Origin of the sequence: Mammaliicoccus fleurettii, assembly GCF_003970575.1 — a bacterium.
Taxonomy (GTDB): Bacteria; Bacillota; Bacilli; order Staphylococcales; family Staphylococcaceae; genus Mammaliicoccus; species Mammaliicoccus fleurettii.
Genome location: NZ_RXWZ01000155.1, coordinates 25,679 through 38,121 on the forward strand (window position 1 = coordinate 25,679; position 12,443 = coordinate 38,121).

The 12,443-nt window shown below is 31.3% G+C and carries 11 protein-coding genes; 1 reads left to right on the top strand and 10 read right to left on the bottom strand.

What is annotated here, in order from left to right; translation table 11 throughout:
- Positions 1-292: 292 nt before the first annotated feature.
- From CD129_RS10690 to CD129_RS10700, 3 genes are all read right to left on the bottom strand, one after another.
- Positions 293-799 (bottom strand): YjcG family protein, encoded by a 507-nt coding sequence (locus CD129_RS10690; protein ID WP_078356704.1) that lies wholly within the window; start codon positions 797-799, stop codon positions 293-295.
- Between the two features lie 35 nt (positions 800-834).
- Positions 835-1,584 (bottom strand): alpha/beta hydrolase-fold protein, encoded by a 750-nt coding sequence (locus tag CD129_RS10695; RefSeq protein ID WP_115337645.1) that lies wholly within the window; start codon positions 1,582-1,584, stop codon positions 835-837.
- 78 nt (positions 1,585-1,662) lie between these two features.
- The gene (locus CD129_RS10700) at positions 1,663-3,228 is read right to left on the bottom strand and encodes an alanine/glycine:cation symporter family protein (RefSeq protein ID WP_078356885.1); all 1,566 of its coding nucleotides are present in this window, start codon (positions 3,226-3,228) and stop codon (positions 1,663-1,665) included.
- Between the two features lie 344 nt (positions 3,229-3,572).
- Here CD129_RS10700 and CD129_RS10705 point away from each other — a divergent pair, with 344 nt between their 5' ends.
- Positions 3,573-4,685 (top strand): AI-2E family transporter, encoded by a 1,113-nt coding sequence (locus CD129_RS10705; protein ID WP_115337646.1) that lies wholly within the window; start codon positions 3,573-3,575, stop codon positions 4,683-4,685.
- 629 nt (positions 4,686-5,314) lie between these two features.
- Here the strand turns inward: CD129_RS10705 and fabI are convergent.
- From fabI to CD129_RS10740, 7 genes are all read right to left on the bottom strand, one after another.
- Positions 5,315-6,088, bottom strand: coding sequence for an enoyl-ACP reductase FabI (gene fabI, locus CD129_RS10710; RefSeq protein WP_078356701.1), 774 nt, complete (start codon positions 6,086-6,088; stop codon positions 5,315-5,317).
- A 152-nt stretch (positions 6,089-6,240) separates the two neighbouring features.
- On the bottom strand, positions 6,241-8,079 hold the full coding sequence (locus tag CD129_RS10715) for a cation:proton antiporter family protein (RefSeq protein ID WP_078356700.1): 1,839 nt from the start codon (positions 8,077-8,079) through the stop codon (positions 6,241-6,243).
- 10 nt (positions 8,080-8,089) lie between these two features.
- Entirely contained in the window at positions 8,090-9,472 is a 1,383-nt protein-coding gene (mgtE, locus tag CD129_RS10720; protein ID WP_078356699.1) for a magnesium transporter, read from the bottom strand.
- A gap of 31 nt (positions 9,473-9,503) precedes the next feature.
- Positions 9,504-10,364: an RluA family pseudouridine synthase gene (locus CD129_RS10725; RefSeq protein ID WP_115337647.1), complete on the bottom strand. Its 861-nt coding sequence runs from the start codon at positions 10,362-10,364 to the stop codon at positions 9,504-9,506.
- Positions 10,365-10,367: 3 nt separating this feature from the next.
- The gene (locus tag CD129_RS10730) at positions 10,368-11,171 is read right to left on the bottom strand and encodes an NAD kinase (RefSeq protein WP_078356697.1); all 804 of its coding nucleotides are present in this window, start codon (positions 11,169-11,171) and stop codon (positions 10,368-10,370) included.
- 12 nt (positions 11,172-11,183) lie between these two features.
- Positions 11,184-11,819, bottom strand: a complete 636-nt coding sequence (gene yjbM, locus CD129_RS10735; RefSeq protein WP_078356696.1) for a GTP diphosphokinase — start codon at positions 11,817-11,819, stop codon at positions 11,184-11,186.
- A gap of 5 nt (positions 11,820-11,824) precedes the next feature.
- Positions 11,825-12,181, bottom strand: coding sequence for a UPF0738 family protein (locus tag CD129_RS10740; protein ID WP_115337648.1), 357 nt, complete (start codon positions 12,179-12,181; stop codon positions 11,825-11,827).
- Positions 12,182-12,443: the final 262 nt, after the last annotated feature.

The following is a 12,443-nucleotide window of genomic DNA, read 5'->3' on the forward strand; positions in this document are numbered from 1 at the left end:
GCTTTTAACACTACTCTTATCAACAATTTTACCTAGAACTGCTTTCAACACTACTCTTATAAGCAGTTTTGCCTAATACTGCTTTTAACACTACTCTTATCAGCAGTTTTGCCTAGTACTGCTTTTAACACTACTCTTATCAGCAGTTTTGCCTAGAACTACTTTTAACACTACCCTTATCAGCAGTTTTGTCTAGTATTGCTTTTAACACTACACTTATATGCCCGCGGAAAGCATGCATAAAAAATTGCCAACAAAGTTTGAGCTTTGTTGGCATTTTGAAAACATGAAATTAGCCTAAAGTATAAGAAGCTGCTTCTGACCATGTTTCGTCTTCATTTTGTTTCATTAATTTAATTGTGTCGATTGTTTCTGAATGATCGATTCCAGCCATTCTAACTTGTCCATAAATATCTTCAAATTCTTGACTTGATAACCCCTGTGCAATTGTGAAGTGTGGAACGAATGGATGAGTACTTTCACCATAGAAGTCACCGTTATTGAATTTACTGTATAAAGAAACTAATTCATCAGTTTTAGTAACTTTAAAATAAATTACATTTTTTGTTGGTGCAAAGCTTGATGCTTTTGAAACTTGAATTTCCACTGGTTCGAATTCTTTAGCTGTTTCTTCAAGTTTAGACTTAACCTCATCAAGCATATTATCATCAACTTCAAATTTTTCTTTAATTGTAATATGTGGTGTGATTAATGCGTAGTGCTTGTCATATCTTTTGCGATAAGCGTTCACTGCTTCTTGGAATGGTTTTGATGGAATAAGTACGATGCCTAATTTCATAATGATACTTCCTCCTTTGTTTGTCTTCCTTTTTATTATATCAAATTTTTCTGATTTTGATGACTTAAAAAGTAACTTAATATATTTCCCAATTCAGGTTTCCATGTTTTCCAAGTATGTCCACCATCTAATTCTTCATATTCATATGTTAAGTTAGCTTGTTTAACACGTTCACTAAATTCTCTATTAGGCGTTAAGAAATCTGCTAGATCTCCACTAATCAGTTTAAATGAATCTTCTTCTTTACCAATATAATGTTTAATTGTTAATAGATCTTTAGATAAACAATTTTGAAACTTTTCAGTTACCGTATCATTTATTAATGGACTAAACAGCCCAAGTTGACTAAAATGATGTGGATATTCTAAACCAGTAACCAATGCTACACTTGCTGCAAGACTATCACCTAATAATACTCTTGCATTTCCTACTTTTAAAGTTGAGAATGTTTTATCAATATAAGGACATAGTTCTTTTACAACAAATTGTGACATTTCTTTTCGGTGCTCTCCATCAGGATGAAATTCTTTTCTTCTAAGTTCTACATCTTCATAGTGAACACCAACGATAATCGCTCTTTCTACTATTTCTGCAGTTCTTAACTTTTCATATTCTCGATGTATTTGTCCAAATTGGAAAAAGTCTCTGCCATCAAATGTAATCACAACATGATGTTTATATAGATCAGTGTAGTCTTTAGGTAAGTAAATTGAGATCGTCACTTCCCTTTTTAAAAATTTACTTTCAAGTTTTATTTGGTCAACTAGACCTATTTTTTTCTCCATATAAAACGCTCCCAACTGTACATATAAGACTATTGTACAGTAGAGAGCGTATATTTGAAAGCGTTTGATATTGTTTAATTACTTATCTTCTAATTCAAATTCTTTTAAACGTTTTGGATAATCTTCATGCCAGAATTTAGCATTAGGCACTTCGTCTGGTGCTGGTTTATAAATTGCATATTTACCAGTACCTTTTTGTTTTTTCTGGTTCTCAAAGTCTCGTAATGCTCGTAAAGCTGGTTTATGGAGTATCCATATAGCTACGATGTTTAACCATGCCATCATACCTACACCTAAATCACCCATTGCCCAGGCAACATCAGCTGTTTTTACACAACCATAAACCGTAGCAGCTATTAAGATAAGTCTGACTAAAATAATCCATATTTTCTGCTTATCGGAAGGAATGATATAACTCACATTGGTTTCTGCAATATAATAGTATGCCAGAATAGTTGTAAAGGCAAAGAAGAATAATGCAATAGCAATGAAGTACGAACCGAATCCAGAGTATCCTGGATCAAACGTATAACTATCTCCTTTAAAAGCTTTATCTATACCAGCTTGAGCGTACATTGCTGTACCTGTGACATCCTTACTACCATCGGCACTTTGTACATATATACCGTTATCATGCATTAAATGAGGCGAACCATCTTTATTAGTCCCACCATCTGTTGTATTAAATGTACCAGACATTAAGATCATTAATGCTGTAGCAGTACATACTAATAAAGTATCAATATATACTGAAAATGCTTGTACAAGTCCCTGTTTAGCTGGGTGTGATACTTCTGCAGCTGCAGCAGCATGTGGTCCAGTACCTTGACCTGCTTCATTTGAATACAATCCACGTTTAACTCCGATTTCAATCATTGCACCAAATATACCACCAAAGGCAGCTTCAACACCAAATGCTGATTTGAAAATCATTGCTATTAAACCTGGAACTGCATCAATATTTATAATAATTATTACAAATGCTAGACCTATGTATACAATGGCCATAAACGGTACAACTGCTGTTGCAACATTCGCAATCGCTTTAATACCACCGAAAATAATTAAGGCTAACAATACTGCTAATACGATAGCAATAATCCACGGATTTAAACCAAAAGCATTCTTCATAGATGAAGCGATGGCATTTGATTGTACACCTGGCAACAATAAGCCCACTGATAGAATTGTAACAAGTGCAAAAACGATACCATATATTCTACCAGTCTTACCTTTAATACCTGACTCTATGTAGTATGCTGGTCCACCACGATATTGACCATTAATTTCTTTTTTATAAATTTGACCAAGTGTTGACTCTATAAATGCCGAACTTGCTCCAAGAAACGCAGTAGCCCACATCCAGAATACAGCACCAGGACCCCCGATGAAAATCGCTGTTGCTACACCGACAATATTACCTGTACCAACACGACCCGCTAATGATACTGCTATCGCTTGGAATGAGGATATACCAGTTGGTGATTTTTCCCCTTGAAACATTAACCTTATCATTTCTTTAAAGTGTCTAACTTGGAAGAACCTCATCATAAATGTAAATAAAATACCAGTCAGCAATAAACCGTATACCAACGCTTTACTCCAAACAATGTCATTTGCAAAGCTAACAATAGACTCCATAATCAATCTCCCCTTTGTTGTAAGCCTTAAGATAACCCCTTGTTCAGAAAATTTCGAAATTACCTTGTTATGATTATACCATGTATAAATACACAATCAATCATTTTTTAAAGTGAATCACACATTTTTGTAAGCGCTTACTTCATTATCAAAAAGCTTTTCTTCATTAATACGTTAAAATCTCGCGTTAATATTATATTCATAATTACTTAATAATTATTCTAATCCGCACAACTTAAAAAAATTATATATATCTATATTTTTCAACAATATGATTTATCATTGTTTAATCTGTAATTTCCCTTATAATATAAAAGTATGAGAAAGTTTGATAAGGAGGACTACTATTGTTAAATAAAGCTTGGTTTCGTACAGGAATTGCCATTCTCCTAACATTTCTAATTATAAAAATATTTATGGAAATAAATGAAATATTTTATCCGGTCATTATCGTCGTAAAATCAATTTTACTTCCATTACTATTAGGTGGATTCTTGTTCTATATTTGTTTACCTTTTCAGAAAATGTTAGAAAAAAGAAAAGTACCTAGATGGGGTAGTATCTCTATTATATTAATTGCCTTAATGCTTGTAGTCATATTATTTATTTCAATAATAGTGCCAGTATTAACTGATCAAATTAATAACTTGATTAAAAATCTACCTTATATACAACGAGAAATACAAAACGTCGTCGATTACGCATTACAACAAAGAGACAGATTACCAGATAATATATCTCAAAAAATCAATGATTCTATTGAAAGTATAAGTGGCATAGTTACAGACATGATTACTAACTTATTCAGTTATATTTCTTCATTTGTATCAACAATATTCTTATTAATCTTAGTGCCATTCTTCTTAATATATATGTTAAAAGATCACGAAAGATTTATTCCATTTATTGCAAAACCATTTAAAGGACGTACAAAATGGTTCGTAGTAAACTTAAGTAAAGATATTAACCAAACTTTACAATCATACATTCAAGGACAAGTTACAGTCAGTGTTATTCTAGGTGTGTTATTGTATTTAGGTTATACATTTGTAGATTTAGATTATGCTTTGTTATTAGCACTATTAGCTTTATTAACAAACATGATACCATTCTTAGGACCATGGTTAGCTTTTATACCAGCAGCAACAATTGCATTAATACAAGATCCAGTAATGCTTGTGTGGGTTAGTATTATAACGTTAATTTGTCAACAACTAGAAGGTAACGTCATTACACCTAATATAATGGGTAAATCACTAAACATACATCCATTAACAATCATCACTGTTATTTTAGCAGCTGGTAATTTAGGCGGATTCGTAGCTATATTAATAGCGGTACCAACATATGCAGTCCTTAAGACAATTGTAAGAAATGTATATACACATAGACAATCAATAAGTTCAACCGCAAGTAGAACAGTAGAAGACGATCCAATTCTAGATAATGATTTAAAATAAAAAACTGAAACCAATACTGGTTTCAGTTTTTTTAATATGAATTTTGAATCTCTTAGATTAACTCTCTAATTAATCTACAACTTCACCTATCTCTTCGATTAACTACTCAATTAATCTACAACTTCACCTATCTCTTCGATTAACTACTCAATTAATCTACAACTTCACCTATCTCTTCGATTAACTACTCAATTAATCTACAACTTCATCCATCTCTTCGATTAACTCTCTAATTAATCTACAACTTCACCTATCTCTTCGATTAACTACTCAATTAATCTACAACTTCACCTATCTCTTAGATTAACTACTCAATTAATCTACAACTTCACCTATCTCTTCGATTAACTACTCAATTAATCTACAACTTCATCCATCTCTTCGATTAACTCACTAATTAATCTACAACTTCTACCATCTCTTAGATTAACTACTGACTTAATCTACAACTTCACTCATTTTTCCAAAAAATACTCATAACGTCTCTATTACTGATCACGAATCCTAATTTATTTCCAAATCTTTCTCATTATCCTAGACAAAAACTCCATTCATACTATAACTTATGTTTATATAAGCTAATTATGAATGGAGTTTATTAATACTATTTCTTTATATGCTCAAATCTATTATCTTACGATGTGATAACCTGAGTCTACATGGATATTTTCGCCTGTTACGCCGCTTGAATAATCGCTTAATAGATAAGCTGCTGTTTTACCTACTTCAATTATATCTACATTTCGTTTTAATGGTGAGCGTTCTTCTATTTCTTTAAGTATTGAGTTAAATCCGCCTACTCCTTTTGCACTTAATGTACGAATTGGTCCAGCTGAAATTGCATTAACTCTAATATTATCTTCACCTAAATCACGTGCTAAATATTTTACATTTGCTTCTAAACTTGCTTTTGCTACACCCATTACATTGTAGTTAGGTACTGCAAATTCTCCACCTAAATAAGTAGTCGCTACAATACTTCCACCTTCAGGCATAAGTTTTTTAGCTTCTCTAGCTACAATTGTTAAAGAGAATGAACTAATATCTTGAGCTAATAAGAAGCCTTCGCGAGATGTATCTATAAATCTACCTCTTAAGTCTTCCATGTTAGCAAAAGCGATTGAATGATATACGCCATCGATATGACCAAATTTTTTACCAATTTGTTCAAAAGCATTTACAACGTGATCATCTTGTTGAACATCACATTCATAAATATGTTGCTCTTTTTGATTTTTTAATTCTTCAAATAGTTTTTCTAATTGATTTTTACTACGTTCTTTTCTATATGTGAATACTAAGTTAGCACCTAATTCGTCTAACACTTTAGCTACACCAAAGCCAATACTTCTTTTGTTTGCAATACCCATGATTACATATGTTTTACCTTCTAAATTAAACATTAGTTATACTCCTTTAATATGTATATTATTCATAACATTCACTCGTTATGATACCACTGGTCAGACCACCTGACAAGCATTATACTTTCATTTTAAATTTTAAAAAAAGTAAAAATGAGGATTATTTGTACCTCCTCATTTTTACTAAATTATTATATAAATTCCATATCTTGTTTTAATTGTGAAACGTATTCTTTCGAACCAGTTACAATTAATTTATCACCATATTGTAGCTCCGTATCCCCGTGAGGCACGATTGAATCTTTTCCTCTAATAATACGAACAAAGATTACATCTCCTGCGAATGGGAATGATCTTAACAATACGTTGTGATAGCTATGATTTTTCATTTCAATTTCATATAATGATGTTTCAACATTACTTAATAAGTTCAACATGTTTGGTGATTCAATTAAACCTTTAAGCAATATTTTATTACTTAAGAAACTACTAAAGAATTCAATATTCTTACCATCAAATTCTACATCTTCAGAACCATTCTCTTGTTTACAAATGATTCTTTTAACTCCATGATTATGTGCCATTAAAGCAACTTCTTTATTTATATCATCGTCATTTGCTGAACATACTATAATATCTGAATCGAATAAACCTAATTCAACTAATTCTTCTTCAATATAATCATCAAGTTCATATGTTTTAATACTTTGATCTAATTTTCTATTATCAGAAAGATCTTTTCTAAAGAACATAGTTGTTTGATAAATATGAGAGTGTATACTTTGAGCCACTGGAATAGACAGTTGGTTTTTACCAATAAAGCTCACTTTAACAATCGTCTTCGTTTCTTCAGGCATTGGGAACATTTTCTTAAATACAATTGGAACAAATACACAAGTTATAACTGCACTTAAAATTAGAATACCTGAAATTTCAGAACTAATTGTACCAAGTTGTTCAGCTATTTTTGCTGCTGCGATGACTAGTGATAATGTTGATGTTAATAAAAATGCTGATGAAATCGTTGTTTTTTTATCATACCATTTACCAATAAAAGCCACTGGAATAATCTTAGTAATTAAAAATGCAATAAACAGTAACGGTATAATAATTAGTAAACTCGGTTCTTTAACAAGTGAAGGTATATTGAGATTCACACCGACCATAATAAAGAATATAGGTATAAAGAAACCATATCCAAAGGAATCTAACTTTTCAACCATATCTTGGTCAGGACCTAATAATGAAACGATTACCCCTGCTAAGAAAGCACCAAGTATGTTTTCAGCTCCTACACCTTCAGCTAATGCTACTAGTAAAATTATTAAAGCAAATACTGCACGTATACCGATTTGTGTCGTTCCTGATGTTAAATTTTTTAAAAAAGGTGATTTTTTAAATAATCCCCCCATTATATAGAAGACAATACTGAATACTATCAATATTCCTATCAACCATAATGGTGAATCTCCTTTTGCATAAATTGTACCATAAACAGTTAATAACAACATAGTAGCTAAATCAGCTACTACTGCTACTAATAAGATGAATTGTCCAATATTAGTATGCATGATATTCATTTCTTTTAACGTTGGTACTACAACACCTAAACTGATTGTCGAAATAATTATGACCATTAATAATACATCATCTATTAAACCAGTCCATTTAAATATATAAGCTGCTAAAATAGACAACACCATAATTGCTGAGAAGACAACTGTTGTTAAATATATATTACTCGGTATATTTTTCGTATCTTCGTCAGAGTGTTTTTTCGTTTTAAAAGCATTAAAATCTATTTCTAATCCACTCAAAAACATTAAAAATATAAAACCTAATGTTGATAGTATAGATAACCATGCATCTTCTTTTACTAAACCAAATAATGAATCTCCAATAATGATCCCCATTATAATTTCAGCAACAACTACAGGTAAGAAAGAAATTTTAAGTCTATTAACAAGTATAGGTGTCAAAAATGCAGCTATAACAACGATAACAAGAGATGTAAAACTAGAATGCTCCATATTATTCTCCTTATATTAGATAAGACATAAACGCTGTTGCTAAACCGAAATATATTAACATACTTACTATGTCATTTATCGTTGTAATAAACGGTCCACTAGCAACGGCTGGATCGATATTCATTTTATTCATAAACATTGGGATGATTGCACCCATTAGTGTACCTACAGTCATTGCAATTGTTAAACTGACAGATACGATTAATGCTAATACAGGTTCACGATATAACAATACAATTATAAGAAATAAACTTATTGCACAAAGGAAACCAGTTAGTAACCCTGACCCTGATTCACGTAAAGCAAGCTTGAATTTACTTTGCTCATTAATTTCACCTGTAGAAATATTACGTACTGATACAGCAAGTGATTGTGTACCTGAATTCCCGCTCATACCACTTATTATAGGTATAAATGCGGCAAGTAACGCCACTTGTGATAACGTTTCTTCAAATTGCCCTAATATTGAAGCTGTTATCATACCTAATACTGTTAGAATTAATAGCCATGGTAAACGTTTCATAGCTGTTTGGAAGACTGAATCGTTTGTAGAATCGATATCAGAAACACCGGCTAATTTAGAGTAGTCTTCACTTGCTTCTTCATCCATAACATCTAAAATATCATCGATTGTAATAATACCTAACAGATGATCTTGATAATCAATAACAGGCAAAGCAATTAAGTCATAGTCACGCATTGTTTGTGCTACATCTTCTTGGTCATCAGCTACGTTAGAGCTAATGACACGTTCACTCATAATTTCTTCTATATATGAATCATTTTCAGCAACGATTAAATCTCGAAGTGAGATAACGCCAGCTAATTTTTTATTTTCATCCACTACAAAAATGACATATATTGTTTCTGCTTGTGGAGCTTGTTCTTTAACATAGAACATCGCTTCTTTGACAGACATAGTCGAATATACTGAAATAAACTCAGTGGTCATGATACCACCGGCAGTATCTTCGTCATAATGTAATAATGCTTTTATTTCTCGAGCATCTTCCCGATTCATGAGTGCAAGTAAAGTGGCTATTTTATTTTTAGATAATACGCTTAACATATCTACCGCATTATCATAAGACATTTCACTTAACATTTGACTAGCATAGTTGGCATTCATATTTTGAAAAATTTCTTCGTATTCCTCATCATCTAATTCAGTCGTTTCGAAAAAGTCTGCAACTTCTTCAGGAGAAAGATATTGATATATTTTTTGTTTAATATCATTATCACATATTTCAAAGTATTCACCTTGATCGTATGTATGCATTGTTAAAAAAACTTCTCGAAATTGGTCAATTTCACCATTTGCTAATAATGTATCTAATTGTTCTTTATCAAACGCTTCGTCTTCGATGTATTGATCATTATTTTCGTTAACCAACTTTGCCACCTCCTCATAAAAATACAATTTATTATAGCATACCTATACCTTCTAAGTGATAATGTATTTCATCAATTATATTTATTTTTTCCATAGTTATTGGGTGCTTAAATTCAACGTTGTAACATTGCAATAGTTGATGACAAATTTCTTTATTTTCATATCCATATAAACTATCTCCAACTATTGGATGACCTATATGCGCAAGATGAACTCTAATTTGATGGGTCCTTCCAGTTAACAGTTTCAATTTAAGCAGGCTATTTCGTTTATCATCTTTTAAATATTCGTATTCCGTATGCGCAAATTTGCCTTCTTCAGATACTTCACGTTCAATAATTGAATGTTTAGCTCTACCTATCGGCGCTTCAATTTGTCCATATTTTTGTTTTACAATTCCATGTACAATTGCTAAATAATATTTATTTAATGTAGTCTTTGAAATCATATGATGTAACAACTGATGCTTAGCAAATATTACAATACCACTTGTTCCTCTATCTAAACGTGTCACAATATGCGGAATTGTTTGCTCTTCATTTTTATTCATATGATACAATACCGCTTCAACTAAGCTATGATGAGGATGTTCTCTTGAAGGAGCAATATTTATCAATGCCGGTTTTGAAACTATTATAAACCATTCATCTTCAAATAAAACCTTCAAATCCATTTTAAAAGGTTTAAGGTTATGACTAGGTAATTCATTCGGCAAACAAACTGTTACTTTATCACCTTCCTGAATTAAACTTCTTACGGTCATATTTTCTGAATTGACTAATAAAGCGCCATTCTGCTTAATGGCGCTTAAACTCTTTCTAGAAATGCCTTTATCATATAAAAATTCTTTTAATGTCATAGACGATGTCACTTTATATTGTATTGCTTTCATTTCTTATTCCTCGTTTGATATAAATGAATCATGTACCCTTTTCCAAAATGGAAATGGTCTGAATCTAGCAAATCTAACTTTTTCATTAGCAACTCTATATTGAATAGATTCAATATTTTTATGTTTTACATTTACATGATCAATTGTAACTTGCAACGTATCATGATTAACAGGATGTATATGACACACATGATGTTTAGGTAATACTAATGGGGACCCTACAGTTCTAAAAACTCTATTATTTATAGAAGCTATCTCCGCTATTTGCATAGCTTCAAGTGAAGGGTGTATTAATGCTCCACCCAATGCTTTGTTGTAAGCTGTTGAGCCTGAAGGAGTTGAGACGCATAACCCATCTCCTCTAAACCTTTCAAATTGCTCACCTCTTAATACTAAGTCTACTACTAATGTAGCACCATTATCTGTTTTTATCGTCGCTTCATTCAATGCTAAATATCTTGTTTCATATCCACCTTTTTTATAACGAATAATTACTTCTAATAATGGATATTCAATTACTTGATATGTTGAGTTATTAATTTCTATTATTAATTTTTCAACTTCATGAGGTAACCAATCAGCATAAAATCCTAAATGTCCAGTATGTACACCTACAAAACTTACATCACCTAACATATGACTATATTGATGGAATGCTTGTAATAAAGTACCGTCACCACCAACTGAAATTACGATATCTGGGGATTCTTTATCTTCAATCATATTAAAGTCATTCATATGATTTTTCATCTTATACATTAAAGCATTAGATTTTGAATCTCCTTTAGATAATATATTATACTTCAAAGCATTCACCCCTTAATCATGTTTATGTTTATTACTTTTTTGTCTTGAATAATACTCTTGAGCTTCTTGTATTTCTTCACGTATTTCTGACATTTCTTCATCCAGTAAAAATGCCGCTTCTGCAGCTCTTTCTAGTCTATTTCTAATTTCAGGAGGATAATCGCCATCATACTTATACCTCAAAGTATGTTCAATTGTTGCCCAAAAATTCATTGCTAAAGTACGAATTTGTATTTCTGCTAAAATATTTGTTTGACCATGTAATGTCTCGATTGGGTAACTGATAATAACGTGGTAAGAACGATAACCACTTTCTTTTGTATATTCAACGTAATTACGCTCTTCTACAACTTCAAAGTCTTGTCGTTGTCTTAATAATTCTACGACCACATCAATATCATCTACAAACTGACACATCATTCTTAAACCAGCAATATCATACATTTCTTCTCTTAATCTATCGAAAGGAATGTTACGTTGGTTTGCTTTATCAATAATACTTGAAATCGGCTTAACTCGACCAGTAACAAATTCAATTGGCGAAGGTCTATCTGAAGATTCATATTGTTTACGTAACCCCTTCAATTTAATCTTTAATTCATCAATTGCTTGTTTATATGGAGCCAAAAATTCTTCCCATTGATTCATAGCTATCACTCCGCTTTGTTTAATTCAAATGCTTTCTCTACAGAAGCCACAAACTCTTTTCCATAATTGTGATTATCTGCAATATTGTCTAATAAAAATTCCATTTCCTCTTTAAATGAAGTTAATACTAAATGGTCGTTGACGATAATTTCTTTATCAAAATGTTCGTATATCATTGACCATGTTTCTTCTACAAATAATAAGTAATTATAATTTTCACCGTTATCTAGCATATATACAAATGCATGATTATCACTGTCTACAATCATATGTTCTGCTGGTTCTAACCCCTCAGTTGATTGATCAGTATAACATTTGATTTGATTATCATTTATCTTAATTTCATTCACATAAATACGCATTGCTGTTCCTCCTTATTCCAATCTATTTTAACACATTTTAATTTAAACGTTCATATCATCAAGTTAATTTTATGTAATTACTTGTTTATCCGTAAATCTTCTATAATAATAGTATAAAAGGAAGTGCATTTAAAAATGGGACAAGAATTAGAGATTGAATTCAAAAATTTACTAACTATTGATGAATATAAACTAATCAAACAATATTATTTTAAACAAAGTGAACCCTTTAAACAAACTAATTACTATATAGACACACCAA